General features: G+C 47.2%; 14 protein-coding genes. 6 read left to right on the top strand and 8 right to left on the bottom strand.

Features of this window, described 5'->3' with window-relative positions; translation table 11 throughout:
* Window positions 1-120: 120 nt before the first annotated feature.
* The 3 genes from glnA (at window position 121) to HMPREF0044_RS08125 (ending at window position 4,204) form a co-directional block, all read left to right on the top strand.
* Window positions 121-1,548, top strand: coding sequence for a type I glutamate--ammonia ligase (gene glnA, locus HMPREF0044_RS00385; protein WP_006546108.1), 1,428 nt, complete (start codon window positions 121-123; stop codon window positions 1,546-1,548).
* Window positions 1,549-1,690: 142 nt separating this feature from the next.
* On the top strand, window positions 1,691-3,523 hold the full coding sequence (locus HMPREF0044_RS00380) for an AMP-dependent synthetase/ligase (RefSeq protein ID WP_006546107.1): 1,833 nt from the start codon (window positions 1,691-1,693) through the stop codon (window positions 3,521-3,523).
* Between the two features lie 9 nt (window positions 3,524-3,532).
* The gene (locus tag HMPREF0044_RS08125) at window positions 3,533-4,204 is read left to right on the top strand and encodes an SDR family oxidoreductase (protein ID WP_006546106.1); all 672 of its coding nucleotides are present in this window, start codon (window positions 3,533-3,535) and stop codon (window positions 4,202-4,204) included.
* 2 nt (window positions 4,205-4,206) lie between these two features.
* Here HMPREF0044_RS08125 and uvrA read toward each other — a convergent pair whose 3' ends face one another.
* Complete coding sequence (gene uvrA, locus HMPREF0044_RS00370; protein WP_040312550.1) at window positions 4,207-7,044, bottom strand: excinuclease ABC subunit UvrA; 2,838 nt, start codon at window positions 7,042-7,044, stop codon at window positions 4,207-4,209.
* 74 nt (window positions 7,045-7,118) lie between these two features.
* Window positions 7,119-7,898 (bottom strand): alpha/beta fold hydrolase, encoded by a 780-nt coding sequence (locus HMPREF0044_RS00365; protein WP_006546104.1) that lies wholly within the window; start codon window positions 7,896-7,898, stop codon window positions 7,119-7,121.
* Window positions 7,899-7,971: 73 nt separating this feature from the next.
* On the opposite strand from HMPREF0044_RS00365, the gene HMPREF0044_RS00360 reads away from it, so the two are divergent.
* Complete coding sequence (locus tag HMPREF0044_RS00360) at window positions 7,972-8,955, top strand: bile acid:sodium symporter family protein (protein ID WP_006546103.1); 984 nt, start codon at window positions 7,972-7,974, stop codon at window positions 8,953-8,955.
* Window positions 8,952-9,782 carry a YwiC-like family protein gene (locus tag HMPREF0044_RS00355; protein WP_006546102.1) on the top strand — a complete coding sequence of 277 codons (831 nt, stop codon included), beginning with the start codon at window positions 8,952-8,954 and terminating at the stop codon, window positions 9,780-9,782. The genes HMPREF0044_RS00360 and HMPREF0044_RS00355 overlap by 4 nt, the downstream gene beginning before the upstream one ends.
* A gap of 52 nt (window positions 9,783-9,834) precedes the next feature.
* On the opposite strand, the gene HMPREF0044_RS00350 is transcribed toward HMPREF0044_RS00355, so the two are convergent.
* From HMPREF0044_RS00350 to uvrB, 6 genes are all read right to left on the bottom strand, one after another.
* Window positions 9,835-11,892 (bottom strand): hypothetical protein, encoded by a 2,058-nt coding sequence (locus HMPREF0044_RS00350; protein WP_040312546.1) that lies wholly within the window; start codon window positions 11,890-11,892, stop codon window positions 9,835-9,837.
* A gap of 30 nt (window positions 11,893-11,922) precedes the next feature.
* Window positions 11,923-12,903, bottom strand: coding sequence for a hypothetical protein (locus tag HMPREF0044_RS00345; RefSeq protein WP_006546101.1), 981 nt, complete (start codon window positions 12,901-12,903; stop codon window positions 11,923-11,925).
* A 148-nt stretch (window positions 12,904-13,051) separates the two neighbouring features.
* A complete protein-coding gene (locus tag HMPREF0044_RS00340; protein WP_006546100.1) occupies window positions 13,052-14,128 on the bottom strand; it encodes a sialidase family protein in 1,077 nt (358 codons plus the stop codon).
* A 9-nt stretch (window positions 14,129-14,137) separates the two neighbouring features.
* A complete protein-coding gene (locus HMPREF0044_RS00335; protein ID WP_006546099.1) occupies window positions 14,138-16,507 on the bottom strand; it encodes an HAD-IC family P-type ATPase in 2,370 nt (789 codons plus the stop codon).
* Window positions 16,508-16,596: 89 nt separating this feature from the next.
* Window positions 16,597-17,589, bottom strand: a complete 993-nt coding sequence (locus tag HMPREF0044_RS00330; protein WP_006546098.1) for a TerC family protein — start codon at window positions 17,587-17,589, stop codon at window positions 16,597-16,599.
* A gap of 121 nt (window positions 17,590-17,710) precedes the next feature.
* Complete coding sequence (uvrB, locus tag HMPREF0044_RS00325) at window positions 17,711-19,813, bottom strand: excinuclease ABC subunit UvrB (protein WP_006546097.1); 2,103 nt, start codon at window positions 19,811-19,813, stop codon at window positions 17,711-17,713.
* 127 nt (window positions 19,814-19,940) lie between these two features.
* Here uvrB and HMPREF0044_RS00320 point away from each other — a divergent pair.
* Window positions 19,941-22,246: autotransporter outer membrane beta-barrel domain-containing protein (locus HMPREF0044_RS00320; RefSeq protein WP_006546096.1), on the top strand; the 2,306-nt coding region annotated here is incomplete at its 3' end.

The raw sequence follows: 22,246 nt of genomic DNA, 5'->3' as shown, positions 1-22,246 counted from the left end.
TCTAGTGTACCCAGTTCATTTCAAACAACCACTATGTAAAACAACCGTAAAGTTATTGGGCTCACAGTGTAATGTTTATTTTGTAAACTTCTTGCGCCTAGTTTTAGAGGAATCCACATAATGTTTACATCCCGCGAAGAGCTCTTAGCATTCGTTGCTGAAAACAACATCGAACAAATTGACGTGCGTTTCTGTGACCTTCCGGGGGTACAGCAGCACATTACTATTCCTGCTACTCAGCTGGAGGCTGCGTTAGAAAATGGTGTCATGTTCGATGGTTCATCTATTCGAGGTTTCACGCAGATTCATGAATCAGATATGAAGTTAGTAGCAGATATTGCTTCTGCTTATCTAGATCCTTTCCGTACGGTTCCAACTTTAAATATGAACTTCTCTATCGTGGATCCTTTCACCGATGAACCTTTCGGTCGTGATCCTCGCCAGGTAGCGCAGAAAGCTGAAAATTACCTGCGTTCTACGGGCATTGCAGACACTTGTTACATTGGTGCTGAGGCAGAATTTTTCGTTTTCAACGGCGTGCGTTTCCAGTCTCAGCCTCATCACACAGTTTTTGAGATTGAATCTGATGAGGGCTATTGGAACTCTGGGCGTAAGTCCGATGAAACCTTTAGCAACATGGGTCATATTGTCCCCCAGAAAGGTGGCTATTTCCCAGTTGCACCGATGGATGCGCAGGCAGATTGGCGTGACTATACTTCTACGGTTCTTTCTCAGTGTGGTTTGAAAGTTGAACGTCACCACCATGAGTGTGGTTCAGGCGGTCAGCAGGAAATCAATTACCGTTTTGATTCTTTAACCCATGCGGCTGATGACATGCTGAAGTTTAAGTACATTGTACGTAACTGCGCTTTGGAGAGCGGCTTGACCGCAACTTTCATGCCTAAGCCACTTTCAGGAGATAACGGTTCTGGTATGCACTGTCATCTGTCTCTATGGAAGAATGGTGAGCCTCTCTTCTATGATGCCACCGGTTATGGAGCTCTCTCAGATACTGCTCGCTGGTTTATTGGTGGCTTGTTGCGTCATGCTCCTGCTCTGTTGGCGTTTACTAATCCATCTGTGAATTCTTATCGCCGTTTGGTGCCTGGTTTCGAAGCTCCAATCAACTTGGTGTATTCTGCACGTAACCGTTCGGCTTGTATTCGTATTCCAGTGACTGGTACTTCTCCGAAGGCTAAGCGAGTTGAGTATCGTGTTCCTGATCCTACGGCTAACCCATACTTAGCTTTCGCTGCTTGTTTGATGGCTGGAATTGACGGTATTCGTAACCGCATTGAGCCTCCTGCACCTGTCGATAAGGACCTGTATGAGCTTCCTCCTGCTGAATATCAGGACATTGAAAAGCTTCCTACTTCTTTGGAAGCTGCATTGGACGCTTTGCGTGAGGATTATGAGTTCTTACTTGAGGGTAATGTGTTCACTGAGGATTTGATTGAAACTTGGATTAACTATAAGGAAACTAAGGAGATTGCTCCGATGCGCGCTTTGGTTCATCCTTACGAGTTCCATTTGTACTACAACGTTTGATTTTAATATAGAGTTTTTGGTCCGCCCTCGGAAATTTTCGAGGGCGGATTTTTTTATCTTTCCGTGTCCAACTTGATTAAAGTTTTTAAATAGCTAAAGTTGTTTTTAGAAATAAGGTAAACAATTGAAAGGCAAAGCACCCATGGGACTATTCAAAAAGGAAAAAGTCTGGGAACTTCCATTGAAAGCCCAGGTGAAGCCAAACCACACACTCTTCACTTTCTTAGAACAACGCGCAGCAAAAGCGCCACATGAACCAGTTATGGAACGACGCACCGTCGTGGGTGGCTGGCGCAATATCTCCGCTGAAGAACTGCTAAACGAAGTAAATGAAGTCGCTAAAGGCCTGCTCGCCATGGGTATTAAAAAAGGCGACAAAATCTCGATCATGGCCGCCACCTGCACCGAATGGAGCATCCTCGACCTCGCTGCCCTCTCACTGGGCATTATCGTCGTCCCCATTTACGAATCTGACTCAGGCGCACAGATTGAGTGGATCACCAACGACGCTCAACCTGTGCTCGTTGTTGCTGACAACCGCGCTCGCGCAGAACTAGTTAAAGCTACCGCCGGCCCCTCAGTTAAAGAAGTCCTCTACTTTGAAGATGGGGCAATTCGGAAGATTCAAGCTCGTGGCATGAATATTTCTGACCCTGAACTCGCTCACGCACGCGCCGACCTCACCTACCATGATGTCGCCACCATTATCTACACTTCCGGCACTACCGGAATGCCAAAGGGGGTTACCCTCACCCACCGAAACTTCGTCGAAACCATCTACGGCTGCCAGGAAGCAGTACCCGAAATCCTGCTCTCTAAAGACACCCGTTTCCTACTCTTCCTGCCATTAGCTCATGTATTAGCGCGTTTCGTACAATTTCTCATCCTGGCAGGCGAAGGCATTTACGCGCACACCTCTGATACCAAAAATCTGCTGGGAGACCTCAAAACTTTCCAGCCTAGCCTGCTGTTATTAGTCCCACGGGTCCTTGAGAAGATTTATAACTCTGCAGAGGCTAAAGCCGGAAAGGGAATTAAACGCAAAATCTTCCGCTGGGCTGCGAAAACCTCCATTGAATACTCAAAGGGTCTAGACTCACGCTTTGGCCCATCCTTTGCACAGCGCCGTCGTTTGAAACTCGCCCACAAACTGGTTCTCCACAAGATTCGGGAGGCGCTAGGCCCAAATATGCGTTACATCGTTTCCGGTGGCGCACCGCTATCCCCCACCTTAGGGCACTTCTTCCGAGGCCTGGGACTAGATATTTTAGAAGGCTACGGCTTATCTGAAACCACCGGTCCTCTCTTCATTACCCGCCTATCCAGCCCCAAAATGGGAACTGTCGGCAACATTATCCCCGGCAACCGCATTAAGCTCTCTGACGAAGGGGAAATCCTGGTACAGGGTTCAACAGTATTCGCAGGATACTACAATAATGAAGCCGCTACCACAGAAGCCTTTACCGAAAACTGGTTCCACACCGGTGATGTCGGTTCGGTTGACCGTAAAGGACGCCTTTCCATTACCGGTCGTTCAAAGGACCTCTTAGTCACTGCAGGCGGTAAAAATGTTGCCCCTGCAGCTCTTGAAGAAAGCCTAGTTACCCATCCATTAGTCTCCCATGTAGTGGTTGTCGGTGATCAAAAACCTTATATCTCAGCAATCGTTACTCTAGATGCAGAAATGCTTCCAACCTGGTTAAAGAACCATGGGATTGAACCATTAGATGTTACTCGCGCAGTGCAACACCACGCTGTGATTGATTCGATTTCCAAAGCAATTTTGCAAGTAAATAAGTCTGTGTCTAAGGCTGAGTCGATTCGTCGTTTCCGGTTTGTAAACGCTGAGTTCAGCGTTGAAAACGGGTACTTAACACCTTCTATGAAACTGAAGCGAGCTAAGGTAGCTAAGGATTTCGCTGCAGAAATCGAATCCCTTTACGACGGTTCTGCAGATTCTATTTCCGTTTCCTAAAATAGGTTTATGCGAAAAATTCTTATTACCGGTGCTACGCGTGGCATTGGCAAAGCAATCTGTGCTGAGCTAGCAGCAGATACCCATATTCTGGTAGGCGGTCGAAACGCGGAAGCCGTGGCAAACTTAGTCGCGCAACTTCCGTGTGCCTCCCCTTTTGTCGCGGATTTACTTTCCGAGGACGAAGTTACCAAAGCTTGTGCTGAGATTAGTGAACTTGACGGTTTAGTGTTAAACGCAGGTATTGGCTTTGCGAAAACGGTAGCGGACACGACCCGCGCTGAGTGGACTGAAATGCTACTAACTAACGTTGTAGCCCAAGCTGATTTAACTCGTCAGCTTCTTCCTGCGTTACGCGCGACACGAGGGCAGGTAGTAGCTATCAACTCTGGAGCTGGCTTTAACGCAGGACCAGGCTGGGCAGCTTATTCTGCTTCAAAATTTGCCTTCCGAGCATTCACGGATTCGCTTCGTGAAGAAGAACGTGGCAAAATCCGCGTCTCTTCAGTGCATCCTGGTCGTGTCGATACCGACATGCAAATCGCACTGCAAGAATCATTTGGACGCGCATATAATCCAGCTGACCACCTGCGCCCAGAATCCGTAGCAAAAGCAGTTCGGGCGGTATTAGACGCTACTCCTGAAGCCTGTTTAGAAACTGTGTCTGTCCGCCCAGCGTGACGTTACTTAGAGAAAATCTTCTTTAGGTAACGTCCCGTATGGGAAGCTTCCACCTCAGCTACAGCTTCCGGCGTGCCCGTTGCAATAACCTGACCGCCACCAGCACCACCTTCTGGCCCCATATCAATAATCCAATCGGCACACTTAATCACGTCTAAGTTATGTTCAATGACGATAACCGTATTGCCCTTATCAACCAGGCTTTGCAATACCAGCAGAAGTTTACGAATATCCTCTGAATGCAAACCAGTGGTCGGTTCATCCAGTACATAAACAGAACGCCCTCGGGTACGGCGCTGCAATTCAGATGCCAACTTAACGCGCTGAGCTTCACCACCCGAAAGTGTGGTAGCGGACTGCCCTAAACGCACGTAACCTAAACCAACCTCTACCAAAGTCTGCAAGTGGCGAGCAATCTTTGGAATATGCGCAAAGAACTCAGCCGCTTCAGAAATTGGCATATCCAGAATCTCTGCGACATTCTTTCCCTTGTAGGTAACTTCCAATGTTTCTCGGTTGTAACGCTTACCTTCACATACTTCACAGGGAACATACACATCAGGCAGGAAGTTCATTTCAATTTTAATCGTGCCATCACCCTTACAAGGCTCACAACGGCCACCTTTAACATTGAAAGAGAACCTACCCGCAGTGTAACCACGCACCTGCGCCTCCGGCGTACCCGCAAATAAAGTACGTACCGCATCCCACACGCCAGTATAAGTCGCAGGATTAGAACGCGGAGTACGCCCAATCGGAGACTGATCTACGTGTACGACCTTATCCAGCTCATCAGTACCCGTAATTGCCTTATGGCGTCCAGGAACCAGTTGCGCGCGGTTTAAACGCTTCGCCAGCGACTGGTAAAGAATCCCATTCACCAAAGTAGACTTCCCCGAGCCAGATACCCCAGTTACCGCAGTAAGCACGCCCCGAGGGAAACTAACCGTCACATTACGTAAATTATTCTCTTTCGCGCCGTGAACAGTAATCGCATGGCCCAAATCAACAGGGCGACGATTCTCAGGCACCAGAATCTGCTTACGGCCCGACAGGTAATCTCCTGTCAAAGAAGCCTCATTCTTAAGTAAATCAGCTACCGTACCGGAGTGAACAATTTCGCCACCATGTTCACCCGCCCCCGGACCAATATCAACAATCCAGTCAGCATGAGCAATCGTATCCTCATCATGCTCAACCACAATCAAGGTATTACCCAAATCCCGTAGCTTTTCCAGAGTTTCAATCAAACGGTCATTGTCCCTCTGGTGTAAGCCAATCGAAGGCTCATCCAAAACATAAAGCACACCCACCAGACCTGAGCCGATCTGGGTTGCCAGGCGAATGCGCTGCGCTTCGCCACCGGAAAGAGTACCAGCCGAACGAGAAAGAGTTAAGTAGTTTAAGCCTACGTCCACTAAGAAGTTCAAACGCGCTAAAATCTCAAGCAAAATCGGGGCAGCAATCTTTTTTGCGCGTTCTTCAAGCTCAACCTGGTTGAGGAAATCGCGAGCCTCCACCACGGAAAGATCCACCAAAGCCGCGATGGAAAGACCCCCGATTTTAACTGCCAAAACCTCAGGTTTCAGGCGTGATCCCTTACAGGTGCCGCAGGGAATTTCACGCATATATGAAGTTAGTTTCTCAAGCTGTCCTTCAGACTCTGTTTCCTTACGCTTACGTTCGATGTAGTGGACAGCACCTTCAAAACCAGTGGAATAGGAACGCACGCGCCCAAAACGGTTACGGAACTTAACATGCACTTCATGGTCTTTACCAAACAGAAGCGCTTCGCGAATCTCTTCAGGTAGATCCTTCCAAGGAGTATTTAAATCAAAGCCCAGCTCCTTGCCGAATGCTTCCAAAATCTTATGGTGATACTTATTATTAGCCGACCAAGGACCAATAGCACCTTCTTTAAGGGTCAGCCCCTCATCAGGAACTACCAGTTCCGGATCAACTTCTAAACGAGTTCCTAAACCAGTACAGGTAGGACAAGCACCATAGGGAGCGTTAAACGAGAAAGTACGTGGTTCAATTTCTTCTAACGCAAGTGGATGATCATTAGGACAAGCACGTTTTTCTGAGTAACGGCGGAAACGCTGTGGATCTGCAACATCCAAATCAACAAGTTCGATCACTACCAAGCCATCAGTCAGCTTTAAAGCAGTCTCAACAGAATCAGTCAAGCGTTGACGGATGCCATCCCGAACCACCAGACGGTCAATCACAACATCGATATTGTGTTTAAGTTTCTTTTCTAAGACAGGAACAGAATCTAAACGATGTTCTTCACTATCGACAACCACTCGGGAATACCCCGCAGCACGCAATTCAGCAAAAAGATCAGCGTACTCCCCTTTACGGCCACGAACCATCGGAGCGCGCACCTGGAAACGCGTTCCCTCGGGTAAAGACCTAACTGAATCAACAATCTGTTGCGGTGACTGCGCCGTAATCAGCTCATCGCACTTAGGACAGTACGCCACACCCGCGCGCGCATAAAGCAAACGCAAATAATCGTAGATTTCAGTAATCGTCCCTACAGTTGAACGTGGGTTACGCGAAGTTGATTTCTGATCGATTGACACAGCAGGAGACAAACCTTCAATAAAATCAACATCAGGTTTATCCATCTGCCCTAAAAACTGACGGGCGTAAGATGATAAAGACTCCACGTAACGCCGCTGCCCCTCAGCAAAAATAGTGTCAAAAGCTAGAGAAGACTTACCCGATCCAGAAAGTCCTGTAAAAACAATCATTGCCTCACGTGGCAAATCAAGATTTACACTCTTTAGGTTATGCTGACGCGCTCCGCGTACGATTAATGATTCTTGCACCTTCCAAACATACCCGCTCTACCCACATAGCACAAATGTTCGACTAACATTTGAGACACCCGTAGAAATTAAAGCTACACCGCATCACAAAGATGAGCTTGCAAATACTTAGCCACCAACTGTGGCTGTTCTACCACCACCTGATGAGCCGCATCTTCAATGACGAAACCAAAAACCATCGTTTGCTCTGCTAAACTCAACACTGCCTCATGCAACATTGACACGGTAAAACCCTCGTCGAACTCCCCCGTACCCACCTGGAACGGAATATCCCCCACTGGCATGCCACGCAAATCCAAGCTCGCTAAAACCTCACAACACTGCGCATACCCTTCCGGATCAACACTTAAATAACTCTGCCGAGTCCGCTCTACCGCAGACGCACCGCCCTCCAAAAAATCCGGCGTGAACCACCGCCGCAACGTCGGCTCTACCAACTGGAAAACGCCCTCTGCTCGCACTAAAGCAGCCCGCTCAATCCACATTTCAGAAGGCAAATTCACCGGACCCGCACATAAAACCGTAACACTCAAAAGCCGATCAGCATGATGCACAGCCCCATACCAAGTCAACGCACCTCCAATCGAAACCCCAGCCAAATGAAATTTCTCTACTCCAAGCGAGGCCAGTGAAGAAAGCAACGCATTCCAAATCGCCCCTGCAGTAGCCGCCCCTTCCAAATCCAAAGGAGCAGACCCACCATGCCCAGGCAAATCAACTAATAACACATGCGGATAATCCAACGCCGCAACCACTTCAGTAAAACTAGAAGCATCCGCCCCCAAAGCATGAATCAAAACCAACGGCGCAACAGACTCATCCCGGCGCGCTTCCACAATATTCAAAGTAGACATCACTTAACCCCCTTGTTTAAAAGCTGACTAACTACAGCTTACTCCGCCAACCGAAACCGGTAGACTTAAACACGTGAAGATTACGCAGACGCTTAAAACCTACTTCGACCCCTTTGTCGCCAGTATCCTCGTCATCCTCGTCCTGGGAATCATGATTCCGATTCCCCCAACCTGGATTAAAATCCTCAACATTATCGGTACCGGCGCAGTAATGGTTCTCTTCCTGGTTTACGGCATGCGCCTACGCACCCAAGAAGTATGGGATGGCTTAACGAATTTCAAACTACAAGGATCAGTATTTATCTTCACCTTCCTAATTTTCCCTCTACTAGGTTGGTTCTTCTCAGTTGTCGCCACTCCCCTTCTAGGCATTACTTTCACCACCGGCCTGCTCTACCTTTCTCTACTACCATCTACCGTGCAAAGTTCCGTTTCCTTCACATCCATTGCAAATGGAAACGTTGCCGGAGCGGTCTGCGCAGCAACTATTTCAAACGTCTCAGGCATGTTTATCACGCCTATTCTGGTGTGGCTTTACATGGGTGCGCCAAGTGGCTTTGGAACCTCGCAGGCTATCGACGTAGTAGTGAAACTCCTTTTACCATTCGTGATTGGACAAGTTTTACAGCCATTCCTGGGTGACAAAATCCGCGCTAATAAATACCTAACCAAAGGTGTAGACCGCGGGACGATTCTCATCGTAGTTGCCGCCGGCATTTCCAGCGCTACCGCTCGCGGACTCTGGTCACTGGTTTCTTGGTCAGAAGTGGCTTGGTTGATTCTTTTCTCGAGTTTGCTATTGGCTTCCCTGTTAGCGATTACCTGGTTATGGGGTGGAGTTCTTAAGTTGTCATACCCGGATCGAGTGGCGTTGTTAATGTGTGGTTCTAAGAAATCCTTGGCTACTGGCTTACCCATGGCGGTTATTATTTTCCCGCCGACTACGGTAGCGGCAGTTACGATTCCGGTGATTGTCTTCCACCAGATCCAGTTGCTCACTGCTGCAGTCCTTTCTCGTAAACTAGCTCGCTCGCACACTGAGGAGTCCACCTGGTGAGTGCTTCAAAATTCCGTTCTTTAGTGAATAAGGGATGGCTTCAAGATCAGCATGGCGCTTGGCCTATGGCTTTACTGCCGATTTTGGTGGGTTTTAGCTGGGCGGGCTGGTCGCTCGCGCAAATGCTGCTTTTAGCTACTTGGTTCACTGGTTTTTTGTGGTTTAGTTCTGCTGCAAAGTGGTTTAAAGCTAAGCCGGGTTCACGTGTTCGGAAACGTCTTTCGCCTGCTTTCTTCACCTATTTAGGTTTAACTTTGGGTGGCGCGATTTCATTATTTTTCTATTCCTTATTTGTATCGCAGCTTCAGCTGTTCATTTGGGTGCCGATTTTCGCGCCTTTGATTGTCGTTTCTTTTGTTGCGAGTATGCGTGGAAATGAACGTGCGCTAGCTGCGCGTTTCGCTACTGTTTGCGCAGCTTCGCTAATGCTTCCCGTCGCTTTTGGGCTAGAATCACAGAGCTTTTTAGCCTGGTTTACTCAGCCTCAGTGGCGACTTATTTGGGTTGTTACTGGCGCTTTTATTTGGTTTTTCGGCGGCTCAGTGCTTTTCGTCAGGTCTTTAATTAGGGGGCGTTTGCTGCGTGAGTGGGCGGTTTCCTCTGCAATCTGGCATTTAGTTGGAGCGTGTGGTTTTGCTATAACTTGGTTTACGGGTTGGCTGGGTTGTTTCCCTTTCGTTTTCGCTTTCCTTTTATTCACGAGGGCGGTACTTATGCCTTATTTGCAACGTAATGGATCTCAATTCAGTGCTAAGTTAATCGGTATCGAAGAGCTTATTGCTACCGGTTTATTTATGGTGTTGGTGTTTACTGGCTTTGCAGTTTAAATAGTTGTGGGGAGCACTCCTAGGAGTGCTCCCCACTGTTTAATGAGCAGTTTTAGATTAGATCATCTTCTGCCCAGTCGCTTTGCTCTGCAGGAGTTTCTGCAGCGGGCATTGCCGGCATTTCTCGAGTTGGTGCAACAGCTACTTCAGGAGTTACTGGAACTACTGTAGTTGGCGCTACCTCAGTTTCAGGTTCCTGAACTGGCATTACCTGAGTTGGCATTTCAGCTTCCATTACAGGAGCATCCGCTACTGGCATTGCCAGGGAAGGTACTGGAACATCGGTATTTTCAACCGGTGCTTCAGGCATCGCAGGTGCGTTCATTGCTGGTGCAGCTGGCATTACCGGAGCTGGAACAACTGAAGTATTCGGCATCATCGGTGTACCTGGCATGCCAGGAGCTGCTGGCGCTACTGGTGGCATGCCTGGTACCGGCGCAGTTACAGGCTTCTTAGCGAAGAGAGTTTTGCGCTTTAAGAATACGATTAGACCTGCAACTAAGAGTAGGACCGTTACGATTGCACCAACAATAAGTCCTACGATTGGACCATAGCTGAATACGAATGTATATCCCGGCATAAAGCGGACTTCTTCACCGGAAACTACCAGAGATCCATCAGACTTAAACTTAGAGAAACTATCCGAGGTATCGAGTGATCCAAGGAATGGCTTATTAACCTGAATCTTCACATCCCCAGTGATTTTTGGAAACTCATCACGTCCTGCAATACCAGGTCCAAAGTTAACCAAATAGCGTCCTCCTGCGTAATCAGCGGTCAGCTTCATGTCCTCACGTGCGGTAAAGACGTCGTTCATAGTCTCTAAGTCACCTTCATGAACTGAGGTGACCTTATAGAACTTATCTTCAGTAGCAATCGTTACTTTAGCTTTGGAGCCCTTTGGAGTAAGCATCTTCTTAAAGTCGTCAAGGACTTTTACGTCTCCGATTTCCTTAGTAAACAGGAACTCACGGGTGATGGTCACTCCACCGTTAGCTGCTAGATCAAGAGTTACATCCGCTGAGTCAATTACCAGATTCGTTTCAACCTTAAATTCAAAGCTCTCAGGTTCAGTTACATCCCAGTTATGGCGGTTCTCGTCATTTTCATCAAAGCCACTGTAAGCGCCTGCTTCCAAGTTATACAGGTCAGAGGTGTTGATGATGAAGCGTTCAAAACAGAATTTTTCACACACAGCGGTAGGATCAAGCTTACCTTTAATGGTTTTGCTCTTCGCATCAACATTCAATTCAGCTTTGCCTGCTCCGAAGATTGCTGCCAAGTTGTTGTTAAGATCCTTGTAATCTTTTACTTCCAGCACTAGTGTCTTAGTAAGAATGCCAGATTTTACATCTGCTTCTTCGAACTTACCCTTAATGTCTTTGTTGTCTTCAACGAACTTAGTCAGGTTATCCAATACGTCAGACTTATCCTGGTTGGCTTCAAAGACAACCTTTACAGAATTAACCTTATTCAAAGAATCCAATGCCACCCAGACAGTAACTGAGTCCACGCCAGGATCAGCTTGGTCAATCTGGTATTGGAATCCAAACTCAGATTCATAAGTAGTTCCGTCAACAACCAGCTTTGGCTTTTCAAGAGCGTTATCAAAAATCTGGCTCTTATCAGAGTCCTTTACTAAACCGGCCTTCACCAGTGCATTTGGTAACCAGTTAAAAAGGTCCTCTACTTCCATGTCTTCTTCAAAGAGGACTACTTTTCGGAAAGAACCCTTATTGTATGAGAAACGGAAGCTATCGTCATTGAGTTGACGGTCAGCTGGAAGCACCGCGTTTACTTTAGTCTTGTAGTCTTCTACAGAGTCGAAAGTCAGGGTGAAGGTAGCCTTGTGGGTTTCCGCATCTAGATCGGAAATACCTGAGAACGTAAAGCCAGCTGGCAGGTTATCTTTAATAACCTGATCAACTTGTTCGATAGTACCGTTAAGCTTATCTTTAAGGTCTTTCTTAGCTAAACGCATTTCAATAACGCGGGTACCTTTAAAGTTTTCATCCACGGTAGTGGTTTGGATATCCTTGACGCCACAAGCCGACAAAATAAAGGCTGCAATGACACCCAGGGTTACAAAAAGCCTAGAACGATTCTGCATTTTTCTTCCTAACGTTTTCTAACTTCAGGTTCAGAAACCGAAAATCATTTTCGCAATCTGCCAGATGATACCAGCAGCCAATACTGCGGCAGCAGACAGTGCTACGTGAGGAACTACGATTGACTTATTGAAACGCTTCTGGCGGTTGAATGCGACATAAGTCAACAGTTCGCCCAGCAGAATTAGTGGGTACATGCCGCCGGCAATCAACATATTCGCGGCCCAGACTGCACCAGAAGTTGGAATCAGTGCCAGTACAAAGCCCAGAACGTAAACGAGTACTACCGGCATAAATGCAAATCCAATAAGATTCATTGCATCGCTGAAACTGTACTCAACCTTGCGGGTCTTAGCCACCAGGGTGATAGCGTATGCACGCGCAACGTAGACCAAAGCAACTACTAAAATACCAGCGAGAATAATGCCAATGGTCTTACCAATGCCAAAACCAAGGTAGGTGTTTTGGTAAGCGCCATCTAGGTAGCTAGAGTCTTCCCCAATGCTATCAAGTAGGTCTGCGTTCAGAGCGCCTGAGAACCGGGAACGGGTGAAGCCCATTACGAAACCAACTACCACTGAAAGAGTAGCCAAGGCGATAATCCAGAAGTTACGCAGCTCGGAAAGCATATCAATTGCGCGTGCAGTCTCGCCCTTCCAGACAGCCTTGTACATTTCTACGACCTTACCAATTACCTGGTCACCCGCAGATGGAGCAACAGGCTGCTGGTACATCGCCATATTCACTGGCTGTTGACCAGCAGACGCCTGCATCATTGGTTGCATTGGGATTGCACCAGTGACTGGTGCGCCCGGCATTGGCTGTCCCATTGGCGGCATACCTGGTTGAGGAGGCATTGGTTGTCCCATTGCAGGCATACCCGGCTGAACTGGAGCTACAGGCTGAGGTGGTACTGGTGCACCACCATCCATTGGAGCAAACCCCTGTGGAACCATAGGAGCTTCGGCTGGATCTGGAGTACCTGGCATCTCAGGCATTTCAGGATTAGTCATCTCTACTCTTTTCAGATGATTGGGAGGGTGTCCCTTACATTCGCCAGTTTCCTAGCATATGTAAAAGGCACAGTCTTTCATCCTCTATTTTACCCAGTATCAACCTAGAAATATATAAAATTTATCGTTTTGTAAGCCTATGTTCGGTTCAGATTTGTACCGTACGCGCATAAATACCGGCAGGGGTTTCATAAAGTAGTACCAACCGGTTAGCGATCCAAGCACCCTCAACGTAGCCACAAGCACCCTCGGTAAACTTTCCAAGATTTTCCCAAGGTTCTTCCATATTACGTTTAAATGCCAGGTAGCCTTCTTGCCTCCCCGCACCGGGATAAGCAAAGAATAGTCCCCGGTCAGACGTGATTAAAGCAGCGTTACAGGCAGCGGCGGGTAGGTTTTCATCCCAGATAGGTTCAGACCAAGTTAATCCAGCATCATCAGAAACTGCCCAGAAGCGCCCAAGAGCTCCATTCTTATAAGCACTGGTCCGACGTGCGCTCAAGACAAGTTTGCCATCCAGCATTCCGTAGGCAGTCTCATCCATATCTTCACCAATCGGTTGCCCTGCCACCCAGGTAAGACCGCGATCTGCAGAACGCATAGTCATATGAGTTGTTGTGCCGTCCACTTTGCGGCAGACAAGTGGAACTGCCCAGGTTTCTCCCTGCGGGAAAGGAATTACGACCCCGTGCCCGCTAGTAGCGAAAATACCAGCAAAGTCTCCATACACTGAAGCGCTTACATCTGAATGACTCCAAGTTTTTCCACCATCAACTGAGCGCGCTACTTCAATTTTCAAAAGCTGTTCTGATTCCCCGTTCAAACCTGCTGAACCAAAAAACCCTACCTGAGAACTACGTGCGTGTACAATCGCAATCACGTCTCCCGAGGTTAAAATACAAGGGTCTGAGAACCCAGTTTTAGGATCGATCTGGCCATTTTTCCAAATTTTTGGACTATTAAAGTGTAAGCCCGTATTCGTTAGCTCCCCTGTAACAAGCCCTAAAGAATTTGGATTCGGCAGATCCGCTGCCATAGCTCCACCAGTTGCTTCCCAATCACTATCAACTGGTTCTAGGCGCGTATCAAAGGCTACTAATAACTCCTCACCTTCACCTTCCCTTGGTATTTTCCCGAGGGCGGGTACACGCACCTCCACAACAGTTGGCAACAACGTCTTAATCTGCTCTGCTGAAACAACCTCGACTGGTTCTGAAACCTGCATTTCTACTCCTTATGACGGTGAGTTGAACTTATGACGGTAGTTGTATGCGACGCCCTCGAAAATGATCGCTAGGCAAACGAATGCCAAGCCGATGAAAACCCACCCCTGCGACGTAGGCCAAGTAAGCGCAAAGAAATCACGTCCTAACTGAAGCAACACAGCTAGTATCCCTAACCCAGCCATACTTAAAAGCAGCAGACTACGCACCACAGTTAGCGGACGAGACATCACAGACAGCAAGTAAAGACCACCCGCAACCACTGTTAAAGAGGCTACAGTAGCAGCCATTTTAGAATCCACAGCAAACCATTGATAGCCTGCCAAAGCACTCATAGCAAGGAAAACACCCGAAGGGATAGCCAGCCACAGCGTCCGTTCTAAGAAACCCGGACGATACCGACGAAAGTTGGGTTCTAATGCCAGGAAAAATGCTGGGATACCAATAGTAAGTGAACCAATTAAAGTTAAATGACGCGGCAAGAAAGGATACCGTAAAGCAAACAGTGACACCATTACCGCTAGGAACGCAGAATAAGTAGTTTTAGTTAGGAAAAGAGAAGAAACCCGCTCCATATTTGCAATAATACGACGCCCTTCCGCAACCACAGACGGTAGCTTCCCGAACCTACCATCAACCAAAACCACCTTTGCAACCGCTTTAGTAGCTTGCGCCCCAGAACCCATCGCGATCCCCAGGTCAGCGTCCTTTAAAGCTAAAACATCATTAACACCGTCACCAGTCATAGCCACAGTATGGTCATAATGCTGTAACGCATGTACCATTGCTCGCTTAACCTCTGGGGTAACCCGCCCAAACACATTATATTCAGACATGATGACAGCTAACTGTCCAATATCCTCATGTAACGCTTCAACAGGAATATCACGCGCGTCCAGCACTTTAACTTCCCCGCTAGTGATACCTACACGACACGCAATTGCGCCTACTGTAACCGGATTATCACCCGATATAACTTTGATCTCTACTCCCTGACGCTGGAAGTATTCCATTGTTTCTGCAGCATCTGGACGAACTTCTTCTTCCAAAACCACCAGCAAAACAACAGTCAAACCAGGTAAGAAATGCGGATCATCATCTGACATTTTCCCCTGCGGCGAATGCGCTAAGCACAGTACGCGCGCACCAGTTTCGGCAAGTACATTTACCTGTTGCATTACTTCCAACTGATTTGCAGCAGAGGCTGAAATAATTTCAGGGGCGCCGAAATACCAAGTTTCCGTTGCCGTGCTATAGGCACTCCACTTGCGAGTAGAGTCAAAAGGCACCAGAGTACCACCAGAAAGTTGCGTAGTTTTTAATAGTCCAGCGGTAGCAATTGCAGTTTCGTTTGTACCATCTGCTACTAAAACTGAAAGAGCTTGGTGAGCAACCGAGTTTTCTTCTGAGTAGCTCGAGTTTAAGGCAATAATTTCCCGGCCTGTAATAGCACCAGATGTTAAAGTGCCGGTTTTATCAACGCAAAGACGGTCCACACGTGCCAAAACCTCCACCGCATTAAGTTCTTGGATAAGTACTTGTTTACGAGCCAAGCCAGCAGCCGCGATTGCGAAGTTAAGAGAGGTTAATAAGACTAAGCCCTGTGGAATCATCCCTACTACTCCGGCAATCGCAAGAATAATCGCGTGACGCCAATCTTGTTCCCCATGGTTCAGTTGTGACCACACCAACAACGCAACTACCGGAACTATCGCCCAAGAAATGACTTTTAATATTACGTTAATACCATCAACAATTTCAGAATGGGCTTTCTTAAACTTTTTTGCCTGCTCGGTTAGTTGCTGCGCGTAGGCATCTTTTCCTATGGCAGTGGTCCGAATGATTCCTTCACCTGCCACTACTACGGTGCCCGAAAGAACCGTATCTTCGGGTTTTTTACGGACGGCTACGGACTCACCCGTCAGCATTGATTCATCAATCTTAAGGGCCATAGACGAGACAGTAACCCCGTCTGCCGGAACCTGCGCTCCCTGTTTTAGCACGATTAGATCGTTAAGGACGATATCGTTTGATGAAATCTGATGTTCCTGCCCGTCACGAATCACTGTGGTGTGCGGGGTTTCTAAAATAGCAAGGGAGTCCAGCGTTCTTTTAGCGCGGATTTCTGAAAAGATACCGATAACCGCATTAGAGATCATTACTATGCCGAATACTGAATCCTGGATTGATCCGACAAGAATTACAATAATTATAGCCGTGGTTAAAATCGCGTTGAAGAGGGTAAAAATGTTGGCTCTGATAATAGTTGAAAGTGGTCGCGACGAGGTCCGTCGCACATAGTTACTTTCACCTCGTGCTTGTGCTTCGGCTACCTGTTGCGTAGTTAATCCGATTGGTTTCTTGGTTTCCACCAGAGCCATTATTTCTCAGTTCTGTTTGTTTGACCAGATATTTTTCGAGGGCGGACAGCTTCATGTAGCCGACCGCCCTCGCGCGGTTCATGACTAGCTTAGTCCGCGGTCTTAGAAGCTACCGAGTTTGACTTCCATATTGAAGCAACGATAGTTAGGGTAAGCGTAGCCACAATGAAAGCTAATGAAGCGGGAATCCCTACTTCTGGAACGTGGAATGGCTGACCACCGTTAACAAAAGAGAGGTTGTTTTCATGCATTGCATGAAGAATCAGCTTCACGCCGATGAAACCCAGAATCGCGGCCAGTCCCCAGTGAAGGTAGACTAAGCGTTCCAATAGTCCGTCGATTAGGAAATACAGTTGACGTAAGCCTAACAACGCGAATGCATTGGCTGCAAAGACTAAGTACGGCTCGTTTGTTAAACCAAAGATTGCGGGAATCGAGTCGAAGGCAAACATCAGATCAGCAGAACCAACGGCAATAATGACAAGCAACATAGGCGTCAAGTATGTCTTTCCAGCATGACGATGTAGCAGCTTATCTGAGAGGAAGCCGTCTGTTACAGGGAAGAAACGGCGAGTGAAACGCACGAACAATGGTTCTTCGTATTCTTCATCATGCTGATTATGGTTGGTAGCTTCACGCACTTGCGAAATAGCTGTCCAGATTAACCACAAGCCAAAGATATAGAAAATCCAAGAGAACTGTTCTATCAGTGTCGCACCGATAAGAATGAAAACAAATCGCAGTACTAGAGCGATAATAATGCCAGATAGCAAAACTTTCTGCTGATATTCACGCGGTACTCGAAAAGCTGCAATGATGATAACGAATACGAAGAGGTTATCCAGAGAAAGCGACCATTCAGTAATCCAGCCTGCCCAATATTCTCCAGCAAACTTCAATCCCCATAATGCCCAAACTACAAAACCGAAAGAGATCGCTAGGGTTACGTAGCCAGCAGTCCATAAGCCAGCTTCCTTCAAAGTCGGAGCATGTGGAGTCCGTACGTGTCCAACGATATCAACAGTAATAAGAGCAATTACGATGGCGATCAGACCAATCCAAGCAACCAGGTGGACATCCATGGTTGGTGCTGCACTTGCATCCAACGATAAATTCAATATAGTCTCCGATTTTCTATGAAATTTATAAGAATACTTCTCTAATTTACCTGAGTTTTACGTAAGGTGCTTATGAAGAAACCTGTTATGCAGAACGCATTTGACGTAACTCTTGTTTTAATTCCTTTAGCTCATCACGATAGTGCGCTGCTAGCTCAAACTGTAGGTCTTCAGCAGCTAAATGCATTTGCGCTGTAAGTTGTTCAATGAGTTCCAAAAGTTCACCCTCAGCTTTTGATCCAACTCTTTCAGGTTTACTTGAGGCAGTGGTAGAAGCATTTTTACCGTTTTGTGGTTTTCTGTAACCTCCCTGAAGCAAGGTTTGTGTATCCACATCCTCACGTGCCAACATGTCTGTGACATCTTGGATTTTCTTACGCAATGGCCGCGGATCAATACCATTTTCGTGATTATATGCCAGTTGAATTTCGCGACGTCGCTCAGTTTCCGCGATAGCTACACGCATAGAATCAGTAATCTTATCCGCATACATGTGAACTTCGCCAGATACGTTGCGGGCAGCACGCCCAATCGTCTGAATCAAAGAAGTGGTAGAACGTAAGAACCCTTCTTTGTCAGCATCCAAAATCGCTACCAGAGATACTTCGGGCAAGTCTAACCCCTCACGTAACAAGTTGATGCCGACCAGCACGTCGAATTTACCTAAACGTAGCTCACGCAATAGTTCCACTCGGCGCAACGTATCTACGTCAGAATGTAAATACTCAACTCTGACTCCGCGTTCAGAAAAGTAAGTTGTAAGCTCCTCTGCCATCCGTTTCGTTAAAGTTGTGACCAGCACACGTTCGTTCCGAGAAACTCGTTCTTGTATTTCTCCTAATAAGTCATCAATCTGCTGTTGTGTCGGCTTTACAACAATCTTTGGATCGACCAAACCTGTAGGACGAATAATCTGCTCAACTACCCCGTGTGAATGCTCTAACTCATATGCTCCGGGCGTAGCAGACAGATAAACCGTCTGTCCGACGCGTTCTTGAAACTCAGCAAATCGTAAAGGACGATTATCCATCGCAGAAGGCAAGCGAAAACCATGGTCTACCAGAGTGCGTTTACGCGCCATATCGCCTTCAAACATTCCTCTAATCTGCGGTACGGTAACGTGTGATTCGTCGATGATGAGCAAAAAATCATCTGGAAAATAATCCAACAACGTATGTGGAGGAGTCCCCGCAGCACGTCCGTCAATATGGCGCGAATAGTTTTCAATACCCGCACACGACCCTATTTCTCTAAGCATCTCAAGGTCATACGTAGTACGCATACGCAGACGTTGCGCTTCAAGTAGTTTGTTACGTTGAGTGAACCATTCAGTACGTTCATCGAGCTCAGCTTGGATTGAACTAATTGCACGCTGCATTCGTTCCTTTCCTGCAACATAGTGGGATGCAGGAAATAAGAACGTATGATCGACTTCACGGATTAATTCACCTGTCAAAGGATGTAATACAGCCAAGCTGTCGATTTCATCGCCGAACATTTCGATACGAATAGCTAGTTCTTCGTAAACGGGAATGATTTCAATGGTGTCGCCTCTGACGCGGAAAGTCCCACGCCGGAAATCCATATCGTTTCGGGTGTATTGCATAGAGACTAATTGGCGTAATAATTCATCACGTTCCACACGCATGCCGTTTTCTAGCTCAACCATACGATTGACGTATTCCTCTGGTGTACCTAAACCATAGATGCACGACACTGAGGAAACCACCACTGTGTCACGTCGGGTTAATAATGAGTTCGTAGCTGAGTGACGCAGACGTTCTACTTCCTCGTTGATTGAGGAATCCTTTTCAATGAAAGTATCTGTCTGGGGAACGTAAGCCTCTGGCTGATAGTAATCGTAGTAGGATACAAAGTATTCGACTGCATTATTTGGAAGTAGGTTTCGTAGCTCTGACGCTAGTTGCGCAGCCAGGGTTTTATTTGGTGCCATTATTAGGGTCGGGCGCTGTACCTGCTCTATCAGCCAAGCTGCAGTAGCTGATTTACCTGTGCCTGTGGCGCCAAGCAGAGTTATGTCTCTTTCCCCCGCATTGATACGCTCAGTTAGTTCACGGATAGCTTTAGGTTGATCGCCTGATGGCGTGTACTCAGAAATTACCTCGAAGGGGGTGGTACGCCGTTTAATTAACTCACTCACAACAATTAGAATACAAGGCTTACGCATTAAGTAACTTTTAATATTATTCGAAAATATATTCGCACCCCGCTCTTAAAATACTTCTAAATCAGAGTTATACTAATATTTGTATGACTATATATACACCCGTGAAAGTCAATCTGAACGGAATAAAATGAAAACCAAAAAGACAATCTCCCTGTTGACAGTAACAGGGGGTTTGGTTGCACTTCTCGGCAGCCTCTTGATTCCTGTAAGTGCTTATGCCGCTAACGTTACTGACGAAGCTGGCTTAAAACAAGCAATTACAGCAGGATCTGACATCACCCTTACTGGTAATGTCTCCTTAACCACACCGCTGGTAATCCCGAGCGGATACAGTGGCACTATTAACGGTGGTGGCTTCACCATTACCGCTTCCTTAGATCCTAACTATGCTGATGATAGCCAAAAGGCTATGTTCATTGTTTCTGGCGCTCCAACGTTCACAAACGTTACGATTGATGGCGCTGGTAAATGGCGTGGATTCTGGGTAAACTCTCAAGCTACGCTGAACCTAAACAACGACACTCACCTCACTAACGGCAAAGCCAATAACAAGCTGGGTGATGGCGGTGCTGTGATGGTTTGGCAAAACGGTAAGCTCAATCTTAATGGCGCGAAAATCAGTAACTCACATGGTGCTGTTGCAAGTGACGAAGGTGGAGCAGGTAACGGCGGCGCGGTAGCAGCAATTACCGGAGCTGTTATTACTGGCACCAACTGTACTTTCGAAAACAACCATACCAGTACCTCTGGTGCTTCAAATGGTGGTGCGATCTTCACTTCCAACGCAACTTTAACCCTCGATGGTTGTACGTTTACTGGTAACTCAGCCATTAACGTGGGTGGAGGTGGCAACCAGGGTGGCGCGGTCTATACCGAAGGCTCCACAGTTAAGGTCGCTAACTCAACCTTCAATGTTGCAAAAGGTTTCAACACTGGTGGCGCCATTCGTACCCACGGTGGCTCACTTTTAGTAGATCGTTCCACCTTTACCATTGGTGCACTGGGCGATAGCTACGGTATTTCCGGTGGTGCACTAGCAATCGAAAACACCTATGCACAGATTCTGAACTCAACTTTCGTAGCGAACACTAAGGGCGCTAAAGTAGTTCACGCGGGTGGTTTCATCACCGTTGTAGGTAGTAACCCAACTGCTACAAACCCAACTTATCCAAACGGTTTAACTATTAAGTCATCAACCTTTACAGGTCCAGATGCTGGTTGGAATGGCGCGTCTATAGCGACTTTCGGTGGTGCAATCGCATTCGAAGCAGCAACGGGTGTGCCGAACACTTACAAAGCACTGATCGAAGACTCTACATTCAGCACTATTACAGCTGATGAAAATGGCGGCGCTATTACTGTAACTACCCGTCGTGGTGGCGAAGGTGGCAGCGTTAATCTGACACTGCGCAATACCAACATCTCAAACGTACGTACCCGTTTTGCATGGAAAGATACTGTCGGCGGCGCTATCTATAACGGCGCTGGCAACACCCTAACTATCGAAGGTGGTTCTATTAAGAACTCCTTCGCAGTATTAGGCGCTGGTATCTACAATGACGGTACTGTTACTCTTACTGGGGGTCACGTTCTGGAAAACGCTACCACGTACCAGATCGGTGGTGGCGTGTACAATGACGGTGTCCTAACTGTAGACAATGCTACTCTACGCAATAACCGCAACGCGGAAGGTCGTAACTTCCCAGGTAAGCAGGATCCAGCTGAACATGTAGGTGGAAATATTTACGCTAAGAAGGACGTAACTATTACTCCTCAAGCTACGTTGGATGCGAACGATGTTCGTGTGCTTGATCAGGAATCTGCGGTGATTCTCACTGGTGCTCTAACCAAGCAAATCAACGTTTCAATCAGCGAAAAATCCGTACCAAGCACTAACGTTGCATACAGTGAAACTCCTGCACGCCACATTGGCTATCTGGTTGCTAAAGGCAACGGCGAATACAATCCAGTTGCTAGTGATGCGAAATTCTTGCATTACACAACTCACAACAGTGACGCTGCTCCATTCGATGACCAAACCTCCATCGGCAAATGGGATTACGTCCTTACTCCTGAAAACACCGTGGTACTTGGTCAGCGTGGCGAGGTAATTTACGATCCTAACCAGGGCGCATTCGCTGATACTAATGGTAACTACACACAGCTTTACGTTGTGTATGCTCCTAAGTTCGCCTACCCAGTTGAAAACGTCTCTCCAACTGGTAGCCTAGTTCAAACTGACAAGGTCCCTGCTCGCGATGGATTCACATTCAAGGGATGGTACCAGCCAGCAGGCCCACACTCAGGTTTAGACAATACTGTAGTTGCAGAACCAAAATTTAACTTTGCCCGATTCTTCGGAAACGGAGCTGCAGAGGTAACTACTATTCTCAATCCTAATACATTCCGCGCATACGCGGGTTGGGCTAAAGA

It is taken from the genome of Gleimia coleocanis DSM 15436 (assembly GCF_000159015.1).
In the GTDB taxonomy this organism is placed as follows: domain Bacteria; phylum Actinomycetota; class Actinomycetes; order Actinomycetales; family Actinomycetaceae; genus Gleimia; species Gleimia coleocanis.
Note: the sequence above shows the minus strand (reverse complement) of the source record. Positions and strands in the feature narration are given on the sequence as shown.

What these genes read in the sequence shown, in the direction of transcription:
- HMPREF0044_RS00340 (WP_006546100.1), bottom strand. Translation starts at nt 14,128, where the DNA reads ATGCAGGTTTCAGAACCAGTCGAGGTTGTTTCAGCAGAGCAGATTAAG.
- HMPREF0044_RS00365 (WP_006546104.1), bottom strand. Translation starts at nt 7,898, where the DNA reads ATGTCTACTTTGAATATTGTGGAAGCGCGCCGGGATGAGTCTGTTGCG.
- uvrB (WP_006546097.1), bottom strand. Translation starts at nt 19,813, where the DNA reads ATGCGTAAGCCTTGTATTCTAATTGTTGTGAGTGAGTTAATTAAACGG.
- HMPREF0044_RS00345 (WP_006546101.1), bottom strand. Translation starts at nt 12,903, where the DNA reads ATGACTAATCCTGAAATGCCTGAGATGCCAGGTACTCCAGATCCAGCC.
- HMPREF0044_RS08125 (WP_006546106.1), top strand. Translation starts at nt 3,533, where the DNA reads ATGCGAAAAATTCTTATTACCGGTGCTACGCGTGGCATTGGCAAAGCA.
- HMPREF0044_RS00350 (WP_040312546.1), bottom strand. Translation starts at nt 11,892, where the DNA reads ATGCAGAATCGTTCTAGGCTTTTTGTAACCCTGGGTGTCATTGCAGCC.
- HMPREF0044_RS00380 (WP_006546107.1), top strand. Translation starts at nt 1,691, where the DNA reads ATGGGACTATTCAAAAAGGAAAAAGTCTGGGAACTTCCATTGAAAGCC.
- HMPREF0044_RS00335 (WP_006546099.1), bottom strand. Translation starts at nt 16,507, where the DNA reads ATGGCTCTGGTGGAAACCAAGAAACCAATCGGATTAACTACGCAACAG.
- HMPREF0044_RS00330 (WP_006546098.1), bottom strand. Translation starts at nt 17,589, where the DNA reads ATGGATGTCCACCTGGTTGCTTGGATTGGTCTGATCGCCATCGTAATT.
- glnA (WP_006546108.1), top strand. Translation starts at nt 121, where the DNA reads ATGTTTACATCCCGCGAAGAGCTCTTAGCATTCGTTGCTGAAAACAAC.